This is a genomic window from Halorubrum sp. Eb13 (genome assembly GCF_002252895.1).
Taxonomy (GTDB): domain Archaea; phylum Halobacteriota; class Halobacteria; order Halobacteriales; family Haloferacaceae; genus Halorubrum.
Window position 1 is genome coordinate 1 of sequence record NZ_NHPE01000090.1, and the last position, 15,392, is coordinate 15,392.

General features: G+C 70.4%; 21 protein-coding genes. 10 read left to right on the forward strand and 11 right to left on the reverse strand.

Annotated elements, in window-relative coordinates; translation table 11 throughout:
- The 5 genes from DJ75_RS11445 to DJ75_RS11465 all read left to right on the forward strand — a co-directional run.
- Positions 1-984, forward strand: a 984-nt coding sequence (locus DJ75_RS11445) for an NAD(P)-dependent glycerol-1-phosphate dehydrogenase (protein WP_094524599.1), incomplete at its 5' end; no start/stop codon positions are given.
- Positions 985-1,078: 94 nt separating this feature from the next.
- Complete coding sequence (locus tag DJ75_RS11450) at positions 1,079-1,741, forward strand: DUF420 domain-containing protein (RefSeq protein ID WP_094524600.1); 663 nt, start codon at positions 1,079-1,081, stop codon at positions 1,739-1,741.
- A 59-nt stretch (positions 1,742-1,800) separates the two neighbouring features.
- Entirely contained in the window at positions 1,801-3,117 is a 1,317-nt protein-coding gene (locus DJ75_RS11455; RefSeq protein WP_094524601.1) for a M28 family peptidase, read from the forward strand.
- A gap of 58 nt (positions 3,118-3,175) precedes the next feature.
- Positions 3,176-3,988, forward strand: a complete 813-nt coding sequence (locus tag DJ75_RS11460) for an NAD(+)/NADH kinase (RefSeq protein WP_094524602.1) — start codon at positions 3,176-3,178, stop codon at positions 3,986-3,988.
- A 24-nt stretch (positions 3,989-4,012) separates the two neighbouring features.
- The gene (locus DJ75_RS11465) at positions 4,013-4,456 is read left to right on the forward strand and encodes a hypothetical protein (RefSeq protein ID WP_094524603.1); all 444 of its coding nucleotides are present in this window, start codon (positions 4,013-4,015) and stop codon (positions 4,454-4,456) included.
- Here DJ75_RS11465 and DJ75_RS18285 read toward each other — a convergent pair.
- The 8 genes from DJ75_RS18285 to DJ75_RS11500 form a co-directional block, all read right to left on the reverse strand.
- Positions 4,402-4,587: a hypothetical protein gene (locus tag DJ75_RS18285; protein WP_141212025.1), complete on the reverse strand. Its 186-nt coding sequence runs from the start codon at positions 4,585-4,587 to the stop codon at positions 4,402-4,404. The two genes, DJ75_RS11465 and DJ75_RS18285, sit on opposite strands and share 55 nt — an antisense overlap.
- Before the next feature lie 244 nt (positions 4,588-4,831).
- Positions 4,832-5,113: a hypothetical protein gene (locus DJ75_RS11470; protein WP_094524604.1), complete on the reverse strand. Its 282-nt coding sequence runs from the start codon at positions 5,111-5,113 to the stop codon at positions 4,832-4,834.
- Between the two features lie 4 nt (positions 5,114-5,117).
- Positions 5,118-5,549: a hypothetical protein gene (locus DJ75_RS11475; protein ID WP_094524605.1), complete on the reverse strand. Its 432-nt coding sequence runs from the start codon at positions 5,547-5,549 to the stop codon at positions 5,118-5,120.
- A gap of 54 nt (positions 5,550-5,603) precedes the next feature.
- Positions 5,604-6,392 carry a cytochrome B gene (locus tag DJ75_RS11480; RefSeq protein ID WP_094524606.1) on the reverse strand — a complete coding sequence of 263 codons (789 nt, stop codon included), beginning with the start codon at positions 6,390-6,392 and terminating at the stop codon, positions 5,604-5,606.
- 4 nt (positions 6,393-6,396) lie between these two features.
- Positions 6,397-7,206 (reverse strand): cytochrome bc complex cytochrome b subunit, encoded by an 810-nt coding sequence (locus DJ75_RS11485; protein WP_094524607.1) that lies wholly within the window; start codon positions 7,204-7,206, stop codon positions 6,397-6,399.
- A 6-nt stretch (positions 7,207-7,212) separates the two neighbouring features.
- Complete coding sequence (locus DJ75_RS11490; RefSeq protein ID WP_094524608.1) at positions 7,213-7,602, reverse strand: hypothetical protein; 390 nt, start codon at positions 7,600-7,602, stop codon at positions 7,213-7,215.
- Positions 7,599-8,249 carry a halocyanin domain-containing protein gene (locus tag DJ75_RS11495; protein WP_094524609.1) on the reverse strand — a complete coding sequence of 217 codons (651 nt, stop codon included), beginning with the start codon at positions 8,247-8,249 and terminating at the stop codon, positions 7,599-7,601. Before DJ75_RS11495 ends, DJ75_RS11490 begins: the two co-directional genes overlap by 4 nt.
- A gap of 95 nt (positions 8,250-8,344) precedes the next feature.
- Positions 8,345-9,199, reverse strand: coding sequence for a DUF308 domain-containing protein (locus DJ75_RS11500; protein WP_094524610.1), 855 nt, complete (start codon positions 9,197-9,199; stop codon positions 8,345-8,347).
- 149 nt (positions 9,200-9,348) lie between these two features.
- Between DJ75_RS11500 and DJ75_RS11505 the strand changes: the two genes are divergently transcribed.
- Both DJ75_RS11505 and DJ75_RS11510 read left to right on the forward strand, forming a co-directional pair.
- Positions 9,349-9,831, forward strand: a complete 483-nt coding sequence (locus DJ75_RS11505; RefSeq protein WP_094524611.1) for a hypothetical protein — start codon at positions 9,349-9,351, stop codon at positions 9,829-9,831.
- An 82-nt stretch (positions 9,832-9,913) separates the two neighbouring features.
- The gene (locus DJ75_RS11510; protein WP_094524612.1) at positions 9,914-10,534 is read left to right on the forward strand and encodes an HAD family hydrolase; all 621 of its coding nucleotides are present in this window, start codon (positions 9,914-9,916) and stop codon (positions 10,532-10,534) included.
- A gap of 17 nt (positions 10,535-10,551) precedes the next feature.
- Here the strand turns inward: DJ75_RS11510 and DJ75_RS11515 are convergent, their stop codons facing one another.
- Together DJ75_RS11515 and DJ75_RS11520 are read right to left on the reverse strand one after the other, a co-directional pair.
- Positions 10,552-11,436: an MBL fold metallo-hydrolase gene (locus DJ75_RS11515; RefSeq protein ID WP_094524613.1), complete on the reverse strand. Its 885-nt coding sequence runs from the start codon at positions 11,434-11,436 to the stop codon at positions 10,552-10,554.
- Positions 11,437-11,440: 4 nt separating this feature from the next.
- On the reverse strand, positions 11,441-13,318 hold the full coding sequence (locus DJ75_RS11520) for a radical SAM protein (RefSeq protein ID WP_094524614.1): 1,878 nt from the start codon (positions 13,316-13,318) through the stop codon (positions 11,441-11,443).
- A gap of 94 nt (positions 13,319-13,412) precedes the next feature.
- On the opposite strand from DJ75_RS11520, the gene DJ75_RS11525 reads away from it, so the two are divergent.
- Positions 13,413-13,862 carry a hypothetical protein gene (locus DJ75_RS11525; protein ID WP_094524615.1) on the forward strand — a complete coding sequence of 150 codons (450 nt, stop codon included), beginning with the start codon at positions 13,413-13,415 and terminating at the stop codon, positions 13,860-13,862.
- A gap of 31 nt (positions 13,863-13,893) precedes the next feature.
- Here the strand turns inward: DJ75_RS11525 and DJ75_RS11530 are convergent, their stop codons facing one another.
- Complete coding sequence (locus tag DJ75_RS11530; protein ID WP_176451446.1) at positions 13,894-14,838, reverse strand: DUF429 domain-containing protein; 945 nt, start codon at positions 14,836-14,838, stop codon at positions 13,894-13,896.
- 56 nt (positions 14,839-14,894) lie between these two features.
- On the opposite strand from DJ75_RS11530, the gene DJ75_RS18665 reads away from it, so the two are divergent.
- Both DJ75_RS18665 and DJ75_RS11535 read left to right on the forward strand, forming a co-directional pair.
- Positions 14,895-15,050 carry a hypothetical protein gene (locus tag DJ75_RS18665; protein WP_170938276.1) on the forward strand — a complete coding sequence of 52 codons (156 nt, stop codon included), beginning with the start codon at positions 14,895-14,897 and terminating at the stop codon, positions 15,048-15,050.
- A gap of 3 nt (positions 15,051-15,053) precedes the next feature.
- The coding region (locus tag DJ75_RS11535; RefSeq protein ID WP_094524617.1) for an Hsp20/alpha crystallin family protein at positions 15,054-15,392 on the forward strand (339 nt) is incomplete at its 3' end.

Sequence of the window (15,392 nt, forward strand, 5' to 3'; positions counted from 1 at the left end):
CTCGGCGCCGCGGTCGGCGAGCTGTACCTCACTGGGCGGCCGCTCATCGTCACGAGCCCGACGCCGAACGAGATCGCCGGCGACCGGGTGCGCGCGCAGTTCGACGACCCCGCCACCGCCGTCGTCGAGGACGCCTCCTTCGACGCGGTCGAGGAGCTGAAAGAGACCGCCGAATCGGCCGACCCCGGCTACCTGATCGCCCTAGGCGGCGGAAAGCCGATCGATATCGCGAAGATGGCCGCCGACCACCTCAACGTCGGCTTCGTCTCCGTCCCCACGGTCGCCTCCCACGACGGGATCGTCTCGGGGCGCTCCTCGATCCCCGAGGGCGACACGCGGCACTCGGTCGCCGCCGACCCGCCGCTCGCGGTCGTCGCGGACACGACGCTGCTCGCGAACGCCCCGTGGCGGCTCACCACCGCGGGCTGTGCCGACATCATCTCCAACTACACCGCCGTGAAGGACTGGCGGCTCGCCCGCCGGCTCCGCAACGTCGAGTACAGCGAGTACGCGGGCGCGCTCTCGGAGATGACCGCGGAGCTGCTCGTCGAGAACGCCGACATGATCCGTCCCGGCTTAGAGGAGTCCTCGTGGGTCGTCGTGAAGGCGCTCGTCTCCTCCGGGGTCGCGATGTCGATCGCGGGCTCTTCCCGACCCGCCTCCGGCGCGGAGCACCTCATCTCTCACCAGCTCGATCGGATCGCCCCCGGAAAGGCGCTCCACGGCCACCAGGTGGGCGTCGCCTCGGTCATGACGGAGTACCTCCACAGCGGCGAGAACGGGCGGTGGAGCGCGATCCGCGACGCGCTCGCCGAGCTCGACGCCCCGACGACCGCCGCCGAACTCGGCGTCGACGACGAGGAGCTGATCGCCGCGCTGACGACCGCCCACGAGATCCGCGACCGCTACACGATCCTCCAAGGCGGGATCAACGAGGAGGCCGCGATCGAGGTCGCGAGGGCGACCGGCGTCATCGAGCGGTGAATCGACGCCCGGCGCCAACGACCCGTGAGCGCCGACCGCCTGCGACTCGTCCCGTCCTCGAAAGCGAAATAACCGTTCCGCGACAACCGACTGTATGTCCACCGTCAGCGTTCGCGACCGGGCCAAGGGCCGGGCCGGCGCGATCACCGTGCTCCTCACCCTCGTCGGCTACGGCGCCGTCGGCGGCGTGTTCCTCGTCCCCGAGTTTCAGGCGCTGTTTCCGACGCTTTCCCGCGGTACCGTCGATCTGCTCGCACACGGCATCGCCGCCGTCAACACCGTCACGATCGTCACGCTCTCGCTCGGGTGGTACTGGATCCGCAACGACGAGGTAAAGAAGCACGCGGCGGCGATGACGACCTCCTTCGCCCTCATCCTCGTGTTCCTCGGCATGTACCTCCCAAAGGTCGCGGGCGGCGGGACGAAGGAGTTCGTCTTGGACTCCGCGTACGCGTGGGTCCCGCTGTGGGGGTGGGTGTACCCGGCGTACCTGATCATGCTCGCGATCCACATCCTCCTCTCCGTCGTCTCCGTCCCCGTCGTCCTCTACGCGATCGTCCTCGGGCTCACCCACACGGAACGGGAGCTCCGGAACGAGACGCCCCACCGCCGCGTCGGCCGGATCGCCGCGAGCGCGTGGATCCTCTCGCTCGTGCTCGGCGTCGTCACCTACCTCCTCTTGAACCACCTGTACGACTCGACGTTCGCGGCCGCCGAGGCCGCGACGGCCCTGCTGCCGCTCGTGCCGGGGGTATAACCTCCGGCACCGGCCGCCGCCACCGAAACGCTTGAGCCGCCGCCGCCGCACCCACGCCCATGACCGACTGGATCGGCGACACGTTCACGAGCGACGCCGGCTGGCGCCACCTCGAAGCCCTCGTCGACCTCGACCACCGCATGGCGGGCACCGACGGCGAGCGCGAGGGACTGGAGCTGACGCGCGACGCGCTGGCCGCGGCCGGCGCGCGGAACGCCCGGATCGAGGCGTTCGAGATCCAGGGCTGGGAGCGCGGAGACAGCGCGATCCGACGCGGCGATGACCCCGTCGCGAGCGGAATGAACGCCTGCATCGCGCTCCCGCGAAGCCCGAGCGGCGAGGCGATCGGGGAGTTCGTCGACCTCGGTTACGGCGTCCCCGAGGACTTCGAGGGCGACCTCGACGGGACGGTCGTGATGGTCTCGTCGGACACCCCCGACTCCGTCGACCGGTTCATCCACCGCCGCGAGAAGTACTACCACGCCGTTGAGGCCGGCGCCGCCGCGTTCGTCTTCGCGAACCACGTCGAGGGGACGCTTCCGCCGACCGGCAGCGTCGGGACCGCTGACGCGCCGGTGGGCGACATTCCCGCGGTGGGCGTCTCGAAGGAGGCCGGCTCGCGGCTCGCCCGCCGCAACGAGGGCGACGACCTCACCGTCGCCGTCGACTGCGAGACGCCCGACGCGACGAGCGGGAACGCGGTCGCCGAACTCGGGCCCGACACCGACGAGTACCTCGTCGTCTCCTCGCACGTCGACGCGCACGACATCTCGCAGGGCGCGATGGACAACGGCGCCGGAACTGCGACGATCGTCGAGGTCGCGAACGCGCTCGCCGCCCGCGAGGACGAACTCGACCGGCGGGTCCGGTTCGTCGCCTTCGGCGCCGAGGAGGTCGGGCTCGTGGGCTCATCGCTGTTCGCCGAGGAGGTCGACCCCGACCGGGTCGCGGCGGTCGTCAACGTCGACAGCAACGTGTTCGGCCGCACCCTGAAGCTCGACCACCACGGCTTCGACGCGCTCGAGACGGCGGCCGAGCGCGTCGGCGACCGCTTCGACCACCCGGTGTCGCTCGGCGGGGAGCTGGTCCCGCACAGCGACCACTGGCCGTTCGTCGAGCGGGGGATCCCGGGGTACATGGTCTCCGGCGAGACGGAGGGTCGCGGCCGCGGCTGGGGGCACACCGGCGCGGACACGCTCGACAAGCTGGAGCCGCGGAACCTCCGCGAGCAGGCGATCCTGTTGACCGAGCTCGTCGCGGAGCTCGCCGACGCGTCGGTGACGACCGAGCGGCGGGACCGCGAAGAGATCGCGGCCGCCCTCGAACGCGAGGGGAAGGCGACCGGGATGAAGATCACAGGCGACTGGCCGTTCTGAGGGCGACCGCCGTCGCGAACCGAGGGGTTTTCACGCGCGCCGGCCGCATCCCTCGCGTATGCACTCGTCGGAACGGCGCGTCGCGGTCGTCGGCGACGACCGGGCGGCGGCGCTCCGGCAGGCCCTCGGGGGCCTCCCGTATCGATCCGTCGAACGGTCCGCCGCGGACGCGGTCGTCGCGGTCGGCGACGAGGCCCTCCGCGACGTCCTCGTCGACGCGCCGGACGCACCGGTGATCCCAGTCGGCTCGCGGCGGCTCGCGGTCGATAGCGACGCCGCGGAGCGGCGTATGGGTGCCCTGCTCGACGCGGCCCTCTGCGGCGACGGCGACCGCTCCGGCGACGGCGACCGTCTCGCCGACGGCGATTTTCCCGCCGACGGCGACCGCCCCGCAGACGACGTCCGGCGCGTCACGCATCCGGTCCTCGCGGTCGACGCGGGGGACGGCGAGGCCCGGCGCGCCGCCTTCGACGTCGCGCTCGTCACCGCGGAGCCCGCTCGTATCTCCGAGTTCGCGATCGACTTCGCCGGGGGGACGAACGAGTCGTTCCGCGCCGACGGCGTCGTCGTCGCGACCCCCCTGGGAAGCGGCGGGTACGCCAGCGCCGCCGGCGGACCGATCGTGGAGCCCGGCGGCGGGCTCTCCGTCGCGTCCATCTCCCCGTTCAGCACCCGGACGGACGCGTGGGTCGCCGCCGGGCGGCTCTCGCTCTCCGTCGAACGCGAGGCCGAGTCGGTCGCGCTCGTCGTCGACGGCGAAGAGCGCGGGGACGTCGATCCCCATCGATCGGTCGCGATCGAGGCGACCGACTCGGTCGCGGTCGTGACGTTCGCGGGCGCGGGCCGAGCGCGTCGATCGGAAACACTCTAATAACTCGTGAACGGATGTGACGATATGGACCCACTGCAGTTCCTCGTTCCCCTCGGCTGGCTGTCCGCCGTCGGACCGGTGCTGCCGTACGCGATACTCGTGATGGCGGTGGCGAACCTCGCCACACGTCACGTCGCGTACCGACGACACGTCGAACAGGGAAACGCCGGTGACGACGTCGAACCGTACACGCCGCACGCGTTCACGAACATCGGACTGCTACTGCTGAGCTTCCTGTTCGTGCTCGACGCCCCCGTGAGCGGCGTGATCCTCTCGGTGCTCGTGATCACGATGCTGACCGCCGACCTCTTCGAGCTGGAGGCGCGGAACGTCGAGGCGCGCAACGACATGCCGATCGAGGCCCCGAAGAGCTCCATCGCCGCGTCGCTACTCGTCTTGGTGTTCGCCTCCTACTACGCCCTCTGGTTCCTCGTCGCGGGCGTATGGAACCAGTTCGTCGTCGCGTAGCTCGGCGACGCCGGGAGCGACGTGTCCACGTCGTCACCGCCTGCGGTCGCCGCCTCGGTTCGCTCTTCTCTCGTCGCGGTTCCGTCCTCCTCATCGCCGTCTACGTCGTCGTCCACGTCGTCGCCGTCCACACAGTCGCCGTCCACGCCCTTTCGAGCCCCTCGGCTGAGCGCCGTCCGCTTAGCTGAGCGCCGTCCGCTTAGCTGAGCGCCGCTCGCGGCTTTCCCGACGTGACCGCGTTCACGCACGCTCCGCCGTCTCTCCGGCCACGAAGCGGCACTGACGCGCCGACGAGTCGCTGATGGAGCTGCGACAGACTACGGTAAAACGAGATGAGGGGGCGAGAGCCGGCTCGAAGGGCGAAACGGCTCCGGATCAGTTCGCGGCGTCGGCGTCGTCGTCGTTGAGAACGTCGCGCAGTTCGCGGCTCGCCGGAATCAGCACCCAGAACGTGAGCGCGCCGAGGACCATCACCCAGAAGAACGCGTCGCCGGCGACGAGGCCGATCTCCCCGTAGACGCTATCAACGCCTTCGGCGGGATTGACCAGCTGCACGACGTCGTAGTACGTGGGCGTCCGGTACCATCCGCCGAAGGTGAGCCAGCCGAGGCCACCGAGCGCGAACAGGGCGAACCCCTTCATGAACTCGTCTGCCATTAGCTTACGATTCGCCGGAGTCGTCTTGAGACTTTCCCATCCCTTGGCCCCGGAACCGCGTCCCCAGCACGTACACCGCCGTCCCCCCGACGATGAACGCGATGCCCGTGATCGCCAGCGCGGCGACCAGCGTGTCGTCCGAGGGGTAGAGGCCGGCGCTGTTCAGGAGATAGACGACCGTCGTCCGGAAGAAGCTGATCTGGCGCGTCGCAGCGTCGACGAGCGTGAACCCGATCAGGTACGCGATCACGGCCGCGAGCGTCGAGAAGACGGTGACGGCCTTGTACATCCGGAACGGGACCACCACCTCGCGCCCGTCGGGCCCGATACGCGGGCCCGTCGGCTCGTCGCGAGGGTCCTCCTGCTCGTCGGCGGCGATGGGGTCGCCCGTCTCGTCGAACGCCTGTGCGTCGTCGCGGTCGGTTGGTGATGACATCGAAATAGTGGAAACAGGCGGAAACGGTCGGGCGGCGGGTGCGGTTCTGTGTCGTTACTTCGGGGGCCGAAGCATGTAGTACCGCCGGTTCAGGTCGTACATGTACCCTTCACGCATCGTCTTCAACACCGCGTAGGTGATGATCCCCCCGACGAGCGGGAGCATGAACGTCAGCGTGAGCAGCAGGTCGAGCGTGATCGGGAAGAAGTTCTGGATCGCGAGCGCCGCGAGCGTGATCGACAGAACGACGCCGGTCACGCCGACGGCCGCCCAGAACGGCTCCTCGACGGGACGCCGCGCGCCCCCCTTGTTAAGGAACGGCACGAGCGTGATGGTACCGAAGACGATCCCGTGAGCGATGATCCCGAGGAACTCGTTGGAGATCGCGATGTTGCCGCCGAGCACCGCCAGGTTCGGGTTGATGGGGTTGAGCTTCAGCAGCCCGAACGACCAGTAGAGGTACCAGTCCGGCAGGATGATCGCCGGCGTCGCGCCCGGATTTGCCGGCTCGCCGTAGTGGGCCGGCAGGATCGCCGCGATGAGGATTATGATCCCGACGAAGAAGCTCGTGATAGCGAGGTTCCGGATCGTCTCGTGGGGCCAGGTCGGGAAGCCGAGCACGTCGCGCTCGACGTACGTCGACTCCGCGCGGAGGTTCTCGTCCTCGCGCCGCGACCGCTCGAAGTACTGGTAGGTGAGCTGTGCGAGCCCGCTGGTGTGCTCCTTGCGCTCGCTCCAGGTCGGCGTCTCGTCGTCCGGCGGAACTGTCGCCGGCGGCCCGCCGTCCGTGCGGGCCTCCTCATCGGTGCCTCCGTCCGTCATGGGGGTGGTGTCGTCGGTCATTGGATTAGTGCGGCTCCGCGATTCCCTGCACCCAGACGATGCCGACGTGGAGCGCGATGAGACCGGTCACCACGAACGGCAGCACGAAGACGTGCAGGATGTACATTCTCACGAGCGTCGCCTGTCCGAGGGTGAAGCCGCCGAACAGGAGCTGCGCCGCCCACTCGCCCACGAGGGGCGTCGCGAGCGCCATCTCGACGCCGATCTGTGCGGCCCAGAAGGACAGCTGCTTCCACGGGAGCACGTATCCGGAGAAGCCGAACAGGAGCGTCAGACCGATGAGGATGACCCCGAGGATCCAGTTGACCTCACGGGGCTCCTTGTACGACCCGGTGAAGTACACGCGGAGCATGTGTAGGAACACCGCGGCGACCATGAACTGGGCCGCCCAGCTGTGGATCGAGCGGAGCATGAACCCGAACTGGACGTCCGTCATGATCATCACGACGGAGTCGTACGCGGCCGTCGGGTCGCCCTGCGCGGCGGCGCCGGCAGTCGACGGGGAGTAGTAGAACCCGAGCAGTGCGCCCGAGACCGCCGCGACCAGATACGCGATAATCGACAGCGATCCGAGCGAGTACAGCGGGTACCAGTACCAGAACTTGTTGTCGAGGTCGTACTGCTCCGTGTGGCTCTTCGGCATCTGCATGTTCGCGCGGTAGTACATCGTCTCCAGCAGCTCGAGGTAGTCGACGATGCGTAGCCGCTTGTCGAGCCAGATGAGCGTGGTGAGGAACGCGGTCTCGATGACCGTCAGATCCTGCTTTTTGAGCCACGCGTTGTGGTCCATATCGTCTTGTTTCTTTAGACTCATTGTCAGTTACTTCTTGTAGTACGGGTAGATGGCCCGTTTCACCGTCTCCATCGCCCCGTCGGTGTCTATTCCGACGCCGTCTTTGTCCTCCTCGCGGACGTAGAGGTCCTCCCACTTGCGGCGGCGCTTCTTCACGATCATCACGTCCGGCAGGAACTCCTTGCGATACAACAGGAGGATGAACGCGAGGTCGATGAAGATCATCGCCAGCAGCGCGGCGGTGTACATGTTCCCGAACTCCGTCGACGCCCACGCGGACATGAGCCCGTAGACGAACAGCCCGACGAACACGACCTCGATGACCGTGAGGAGCACGATGGCGATCGCCGCCGCGGTGCTCTCGCGGGCCGGCTCGTACCGGTGGATGTCACCGTACGAGGAACCGCCGGAACTCATTGGGCACCTCCGTGACCGGTGTGAGCCGACTCGCCGTACTTCAGCATGTAGAACGTGAACACGAACGTGAGCGAGATGCCGAGGACCGCGGCGATCCCGACCCAGTGGGCGTGGAGCGGCACCCCGACGTGGGCGATGTTCTCCGGCCACCCGCTGGCGCCGCCGCCACCGGCTTCAGTCGTCGGGATGTCCTCGCCGACGGCGAGGCCGGCGTGCATGCCGACCGCGGTGTGGGGAACGCAGTGGTAGTGCGTGATGCCGACGTCCTCTTCGGTCACCTCGTACTCGTAGGTGTACCCCTCCTCGCCGACCGGGTCACCGCTGTCGAGGCTGGCCGGGCCGCCGCCCTCGACGGTCTGGACGTTGTGCGCTCCGCCGTTCCCCGTCCACTCGAACGTGATCGTGGTACCAGTGTCGACCCACAGCTTGGTCGGGTCGAACGCGAGGCCGCTGTCGCCCGCGCCGACCTGCACGGTCACCTCGCTCTCGCCGCGGGCGTCCTGATACGACCCGAGGTTCCCGCTGGTGACCCCGCTCGGCCAGTCCGGTTGTTGCTCCTGTGCGGCGGCCGTCCCGGTCGCTCCGGCACCGGCCGCGACCGCGGCGGTCGCACCCCCGGCCGTCCGCACGAATTCCCGCCTTTTCATACAGGTTCACTCAGGACGGCGTGCGCTTAAACCCACCGACTGAATCCGTCGACGTGGGGGCGTTTACAGGGGCTCTATCACCCGATATCGGCGCTTTACTCGTCCAGCTGCTCCTCGTCTACGACCCCCCCTTCGACCGGGACGAAGTCGGGCCGCTCCTTCGCCTCGCGGAGGGCCCGTAACCGCTCGCGGTACTCCTCCGAACGGAACCGATCTGAAAGCCGCGCGTTCGCCACCATCACGAAGAGGAACAGGCCCACGAGCAGGAACACGATCCCCATCGCCGGCGCCACGATGGTGTCGAGGTCGGTCAGGAACGTGGCGACGAGCAGCGCCGCGCCCGCGAGCACCTGCACGACCGCGATCACCTGAACCATCAGGTTGCCGAACTCCCCCGACCCCTGGGGAACCGTGTCCGGGTGCGGGAGCGACCAGTCGTCCGGCGGTTCCGGCACGTCGTACGACTCCATCGCCGCCAGCGCGACGATCGGCTCGATGTCGCGCAGCACCGTCCCCTGTCCGGCCACCTCTCCGGTCGGGCGGACGATGGCGTACCCCTCGTCGGAGTAGACCAAGATCCGCTCCTCGCCGTCGGCGCGAACTCGTTCCAACACGCCGAACACCTCGCGGCGGGCGACCCGCGACTTGAGCTCCGCCTCGGCGCGTTCGAGCAGGCGGTCGCCCGTGATCCACGAGTCGGGGTCGAAGGCGGCGTCCCACTCCTCGGCGCTCATCTTGGCCATGTCCGACGGACCGAAGTCGTCGAAGTCGTACTCCTCCTCGACGCGCCGCCTGAGCTCGTCGAGGTCGTCCGCGGCGCCGCCCTCGACGGTCGGTTCTCCCCCGTTCCCGGACGTTTCCCCGCCGGGAGACCCCTCGTCGCCGTCCGGTGTGTCCCGCGATCGGTCCGGTCTCGGCTCCGATTCCGATCCCGTCGAGGTATCCTCCATCGTCCGGCCGTACGGGCTCCGGACGCTAACTGTTTTCGTCCTCGGTCCCCGACCCGACGCCGACCGGGCAGACCGGCTCGGAGGCGATACCGTCCGGTGAGAGACGCGGATCGGGGAGTTTTACGCGCCGGAGCCCGAACCGTTGATCGATGGTAGACGAGTCGGTCTTCGCGGCGCTCGCGGGACTGTCGGTGACGTCGAGTCTCCCCTTCCTGCTGTACGGGGCGTGGATCATGATCGACGCCGAGACGGTGAGCTGGAACGTTCTCACGCACCACCTGTGGTACATCGGCACGGGACTGGCGCTGACCACCGTCCCGATCGTCGGGTGGATGATCCCCCGCGTCCTCCAGCGGCTGACCGGCCTCGCCGTGATCCACGCGTTCCTCGGCCTGCAGGCGTACGCCCTGCTGGCGTTCGCGCTCACCGGGATCTTCCGGATCCTCCAAGCCAAGCGCAACGCCGACGCGTACGAGGACCCCGACGTCGACATCGACGAGATCCACGAGGACATGAGCCACTGGCGCGCCCGGCTCCGCGTCGGCGTGGCGGGGTTCATGCTCCTCTGGCTCTGCGCGTGGGTGACCGGCCTCTACCGCTTCTACTCGATCCACGTCGCCCCGGCGATGTGAGCGGCGCGCCGCCTCCTCTCCGTCCCGACAGCCTCTCGCCGACCGACAGGTTCAATCCCGTTTTGTCCTAAGGGAGGGTATCGTGGCAGTCACCTTCGACCTGTTCGGGACGCTCGTCGACGTCGAGTACCCGTCCGACCCCGCGGAGATCGTCGCGCGCGAGCTCGAGTCCCGCGGCGTCGCGGTGCCGGACGACTGGCACGTCGCGTACGGCGAGCGGCACGTGGACGCCCCGGCGGGCGCCGAGGTCCCGCTCCCGGCCCACGTCGCGCACGCCCTCGACTCCCGCGGCGTCGACGCCGCGGAGAACGTCGTCAGACACGCCGTCGTCGCGGCGTTCGACCCCGACGTGACGAGACGCGAGGGCGCTCTGGACGCCGTCCGCGACGTGAGCGAGCAGGGGCCCGTCGGGCTCCTCTCGAACTGCGCCGTGCCGGAACTCGTCTCCAAGACGCTGATCCGCGCGGGGCTCCGCGGCGAGTTCGACGCCGTCACGACCAGCGTCGGCTGCGGCTGGCGGAAGCCCCACCCGAAGGCGTTCGAGGCGGCGGCCGAGGCGCTCGACGTCGCCCCCGCGGAGCTGATCCACGTCGGCGACGACCCCGCCACCGACGGCGGCGTCGAGGACGTCGGCGGCCGGTTCGTCGACGTGACGGAGACGCCGCTGCCGCGGGTCGCGGCCGACCTCGAAGCCGAGCCGTAGGCCCTTTTTAACGACTCTCACTCCGCGCGCCCGCGGCCGAGCCGGTCCGCCCACCTCTCGTCGATCCTCCCCTCCGCGAGGAGCTTCTCCAGGTGCGCGACGACCGTCGCCCGCGCGAGGTCCGCGACGCCGGTCAGGTCCTTCTCGTAGGCGGCGTCGACGACCTCGTCAACGTCGCTCGCGCCCGCCGCCGCCGCCGCGAGGACCGCCCGCTCCCGGTCGAGACGGTGGTCGATCAGCCGGTCGCAGACAGCTTCCGGGTCGTCGATCGCGGGACCGTGACCCGGGTATAGCCGGTCGTAGCCCGCGTTACGGACGCGTTCGAGGCTGTCGAGGTAGCCGCAGAGGTCCCCCTCCGGAGCGCCCACGACGACGCTCCCCTCGGCGACGGCGAGGTCGCCGCAGAGCAGCGCGCGGGAGGACCCGTCGCCCGCGCTCTCGCCGCTCGCCTCGCGGTTCTCGCCGGCGCGCCCCTCCGCCACCGCGAACGCGACGTGGTCCGGCGCGTGGCCGGGCGTGTCGACCGCGCGGACCTCGGTGTCGCCCACGGTCTCTCCGCCCTCGAACGTCCCGTCCGGCTCCACGCCGGCCGCCTCCGCGAGCCGGTCGACGTGGTCGCCGTGCGCGAGGACGGACGCGCCCGTGAGCTCGGCGTACTCGGCGACCGCGCCGACGTGGTCCGGGTGGGTGTGCGTGACCGCGATCGCCTCGACCGCGACGCGTTCCCCCTCGCGTCCCCCTCCGGCGTCGAGTCCGACCGCGTCGTCGAGCGCGTCGGTGCGGGCCGCGGGGTCGACGAGGAGCCCTCCGGCGACGTACGCGTTCGTCGTCCCGCCGGGGGTGCGGGTGTCGACCGGGACCGGGACGCGCTCGATCGGCGGTCTCGGATCCGGCGCCGCCATCGGCTCAGTCCCCGCGTCCGACCGAGGAGCCGTCGCGCCGGTCGAGCAGGGAGCGCGCGGCCGGACCGGGGCCGGACCCGGCGCGCTCGCGGCCCGGGATCGGCACGTCCACGTCGTCGGCGACGGCGAACCGCGACAGGTCGGCGACGCCGGCGTCGACCTCCTCGACCGAGCCGTACGGGCGCCCGACGACGACGTCCCCGGCCTTGCTCCGATTGATCCCCGGGATCGCGGTCAGCTCGTCCATCGACGCCGCGTTGACGTCGAGGGGGTAGGGGACGCCCGTCACGGAGCGGTAGCCGTGGTCCGTGATCGCCACGTCGATGGCGGTGCCGAGCTCTCGCTCGCCCGGAACGGCGACGAGGAGCGCGTAGGTACCGAGCTGGCGGCCGAACGTCTTCCCGTCCTGGTGGTACTCCAGGTGCACGTCCGGGAGGACCGTCCCCGGCGGGACGACCCGGTCGAGCATCGGGTTGTCGACCGTCTCGCGCACCTCCCGTTTGTACGCCTGGAACTGGTCTTTGTGCTCCTGTGCGATGTCGGCGCCCGTCTCGGCCATCTCCGTGCCGGCGAACGCCATCACCTGCCGGATGTTGATCCGGCGGAGCATCAGGCCCTCGTCGTAGACGGTCTGGAGGAACCGCTTGTTGTGCTCGTACGTCTCCGGGCGCTCGCCGGCGAGCCCGTGGACGAGGTTGATCCCGGGGAGGAGCTTCGGGAGCCGCGGCGAGGCGTCCGGCCCGGTCGAGGGGCCGGTCACCCGGTCGTCGCCCCCGGGCGTCGTCTCCGGGGCGTCGCCCGGCCGCCACCCGCCCTCCTCGTTGACGACGCGGACGGCCTCCAGGCACTCCTCGGCCGTGACGAGCAGGTTGTTCTGTTCCTGGACGACGGGGTCCGCCGACTCCAGCCCGAACGCGGCGGTGTCGCCGGGCGTGTTGTGCGCGGCGATGACCCGGATCGCCTCGCGGGAGGCCTCGGGGTAGTCGGTGACCGTCACCGGGTTCATGTTGTCGAGGTGGAGCGTCCGCAGGTCGGGCGCGACCTCGCGGATCCCGCCGTACAGCTCCCGTAAGGCGTCGGGGTTCGGCGCCTCGCCGTCGCCGCCGAACGCGAGGATGTCGGCCTGCCGGCCGAGCCGGAAGTGCCTGACCCCGCGGTCAGAGAGCGCGTCGACCTCGTCGACGACCGACCGCGCCTCGCGGAACGCCGGGCTCCCGTACAGCGGCTCCGTGCAGAACGAGCAGCGGTAGGCGCAGCCGCGGGAGGTCTCCATCTCGCAGATGAGGTAGTCGGGGTGGTTGGGGTGCTGATCGACGACGAACGCCCCCTTCTCGGCCCACCGGTCGATCTCCGCGTTGTCGCGCATCCGGTTGCCGAACCCCTCTAACCCCTCGCGCACGAGGTCGTACGCGGCCGCCTCCACGTCGCCCATCGCGACGAAGTCGTAGTCGAGGTCGTCGCGCTCGGTCTCCGTCGCGCCCGCGTTCTCCTCGCCGACGCCGAACCGCACGGGGCCGCCGAGCAGGGTGACGCCGTCCGCGGTCCAGCCCAGCTCCCGCACCTCGTCCGGTTCGGCCGGCGTCCCGCCGACGTACTTGCCCGGGACCGTCATCCCGCCGACGTACACCATGAGGTCGGCGTCGGCGACGTCGGCGCGCTTCGAGCGGTCGTCGCGCAGCTCGTCGATGGTGTGATACGTGATCCGCGACTCCGGGACGCCCGCGTCCACGAGCGCGCCGGCCGTGTACCGCGGGTACGTCGAGATGTACGGCGGGACGCCGAAGTGGGCCGGCTCGTCGACGTAGCCGTCGACGATGGTGACGGAGAGGTCCGTCGGGTCGGGCGGGTGCGAGCCGCGACCCGACGCGGGCGAATCGGTCATGTTGGCCGTCCGTAGTCGGCCGAGACGGGAAAAGCGTGCGGAAGGTCGTGGAATCGGCAGATCGCTTATTTTACAGCGCGCGGAATCGCCGGACGTGCCCTCCCAGCGCCCTCCGGCCGACGAGACGCCTTCGCCTGATGACGCCGCTCCGACCGGCGACGGCCCCTCCCGCCGGCAGCGGGTCGGACAGTACGTTGCGTTCGCCGCGGTCTGCGCGTACGCCGCGGTGCAGTTCGTCGGGGCCGATCCCAGACCGTGGGGGATCGCAGCGGGCTGGGCGGCTGCGACCGCCGTCGGCCTCGGGCCGGTCGCGTGGTTCGCCCGCGATCGCCTCCCACCGGACCGGCTGGAGACGCTGGCGTACGTCGCCTTCGGCCTCGGGATCCTCGTGCTCTCCGTCGGGCTGGGGGCCGCGCTCGCGTTCGAGGTCCCGTTCTTCCCGTACGGCCCCGGCTTCCTCGCCGGCGTCGCCTTCGGCGCGACGGCCGTCCTGATCGTCGAGCGCGCCACCGTCCCGGATCGGCTCCGGGGAATGGCGGCCTGAGAGCGTCTACTCCCGCGATCGGCGCACCGTCTCAGACGTAGATGTACCCCTCGAGCGCGACCGCGTCGGGATCGTCGAACCCGGCGACGTCCGTCTCGTACCCCCGCCTCCACGCCGTGAACGCCCCGAGGCAGGCGGCCGCGGCGTCGAGGGCGTCGCCGCCCGCGTCCGAGACCATCGCGCCCGTCAGGTCGCTCTCGGGCTCGTAGGCGACGTCGGCCTCCGCGGCCAGCCCCTCGGCGTTCTGCCGCCGACGCGCCGTCTCCGACTCGCCGCCGCCCTTGTAGCTCGTCCGGCTGAGCCCGAGGCGGTCCAACACCGCCGCCGGGTACGTCTCCACGACGGTCGGCCCCGGCGGCGCCTCGGGCCGCCACCCCTCCCCCGATCGGTCCATCGGCGCGAAGCGGGCGTCGTCGACGACGGGGGCGAGCACGTCCCGCATCCCGTGGAACGCGATCGTGTCGGCGATGAACCCGTACGGCGACCGCGCGCCGACCGCGGCGTCCGTCTGGCGCTTATCGTACGTCCCCTCGCCGTGGCGGTCGGTGAGTCCGACGCAGCGCTCGGCGAACGCGCGCACCGGGTCGTCCGTCCCGCGGTGGCCGGCTCCGAGGAGCGACTCCGGAAAGCTCCCGATGAACGACCGCCACGAGTCGCGGCCGCTCTCCTCGACGACGAACCGCGGGAGGCCGAACGGGAAGTCGAGCCCGACGACCGCGCTCTCGTCGAGGGCGCGGATCCACGCCGCGAGCGCCGGGAGGGCGTCCTCGCGGCGGGGGCCGTCGACCCCGCCGAGGTCGGCGAGCCGCCGGAGCCCGGTCACGACCAGTTCCCCGCGCTCGGGGTCGACCGTCCCGCTCGCGATCCACGTCTTCCGTCCCGCGTCGTGGGCCGCGGCGCTGAAGTCGACGCCGTAGACGCGGACCGGCCCGTCGTCCGCGCGACTCGCCCCGCCGCCGTCGCCGATGCCGTCCATACACGGACGGCCGCCGCCACGCCGTTTAAGCCCTCGCCGGCACAACGGAGTCGTATATGCCATCGACCATGGAGGTCAAGTGCGAGAGCGACGACTGCGAGCTCGACATGTTCGAGAACCACTACACGTACGACGTCCCCGACGACCACGCCGTCGAGGACCTGTCGTGCCCGTACTGCGGCGGGAGCGAGCTCGCCGAGATCGAGGTGTAACCCGTGAGTGGATTCGTCGACGCGGGCCGGTCGGCCGTCCGTCGCGTCCTCGAGCGCGTCGGCCGCGGGTGGAGCAAGATGCAGGAGCGTCGGCCGCTCTCGTACGACCTCCTCGAGAGCGACGACGCCTACCTCGTCGTCTTCGACGCCCCCGGAGTCCGGGGCGAGGACCTCAACGTGACGTTCCTCGACCACACCGTCGAGGTCGAGCTCGACCGGTTCCGCGACTTCTACGACGGCTACGAGATGGTGTTCCCCGGACGCGGCGTCTCGCTCTCCGGGAGCGCCGACCTCCCGCGAGACGCGAACGTCACGCCGCAGGGAGCGAACGCGACGCTGACC

Excerpts from the sequence above, each read along its gene's own strand:
- DJ75_RS11450 (WP_094524600.1), top strand. The coding sequence starts at position 1,079 with ATGTCCACCGTCAGCGTTCGCGACCGGGCCAAGGGCCGGGCCGGCGCG.
- DJ75_RS11455 (WP_094524601.1), top strand. The coding sequence starts at position 1,801 with ATGACCGACTGGATCGGCGACACGTTCACGAGCGACGCCGGCTGGCGC.
- DJ75_RS11460 (WP_094524602.1), top strand. The coding sequence starts at position 3,176 with ATGCACTCGTCGGAACGGCGCGTCGCGGTCGTCGGCGACGACCGGGCG.
- DJ75_RS11465 (WP_094524603.1), top strand. The coding sequence starts at position 4,013 with ATGGACCCACTGCAGTTCCTCGTTCCCCTCGGCTGGCTGTCCGCCGTC.
- DJ75_RS11470 (WP_094524604.1), bottom strand. The coding sequence starts at position 5,113 with ATGGCAGACGAGTTCATGAAGGGGTTCGCCCTGTTCGCGCTCGGTGGC.
- DJ75_RS11475 (WP_094524605.1), bottom strand. The coding sequence starts at position 5,549 with ATGTCATCACCAACCGACCGCGACGACGCACAGGCGTTCGACGAGACG.
- DJ75_RS11480 (WP_094524606.1), bottom strand. The coding sequence starts at position 6,392 with ATGACCGACGACACCACCCCCATGACGGACGGAGGCACCGATGAGGAG.
- DJ75_RS11485 (WP_094524607.1), bottom strand. The coding sequence starts at position 7,206 with ATGAGTCTAAAGAAACAAGACGATATGGACCACAACGCGTGGCTCAAA.
- DJ75_RS11490 (WP_094524608.1), bottom strand. The coding sequence starts at position 7,602 with ATGAGTTCCGGCGGTTCCTCGTACGGTGACATCCACCGGTACGAGCCG.
- DJ75_RS11495 (WP_094524609.1), bottom strand. The coding sequence starts at position 8,249 with ATGAAAAGGCGGGAATTCGTGCGGACGGCCGGGGGTGCGACCGCCGCG.
- DJ75_RS11500 (WP_094524610.1), bottom strand. The coding sequence starts at position 9,199 with ATGGAGGATACCTCGACGGGATCGGAATCGGAGCCGAGACCGGACCGA.
- DJ75_RS11505 (WP_094524611.1), top strand. The coding sequence starts at position 9,349 with ATGGTAGACGAGTCGGTCTTCGCGGCGCTCGCGGGACTGTCGGTGACG.
- DJ75_RS11515 (WP_094524613.1), bottom strand. The coding sequence starts at position 11,436 with ATGGCGGCGCCGGATCCGAGACCGCCGATCGAGCGCGTCCCGGTCCCG.
- DJ75_RS11520 (WP_094524614.1), bottom strand. The coding sequence starts at position 13,318 with ATGACCGATTCGCCCGCGTCGGGTCGCGGCTCGCACCCGCCCGACCCG.
- DJ75_RS11530 (WP_176451446.1), bottom strand. The coding sequence starts at position 14,838 with ATGGACGGCATCGGCGACGGCGGCGGGGCGAGTCGCGCGGACGACGGG.
- DJ75_RS18665 (WP_170938276.1), top strand. The coding sequence starts at position 14,895 with ATGCCATCGACCATGGAGGTCAAGTGCGAGAGCGACGACTGCGAGCTC.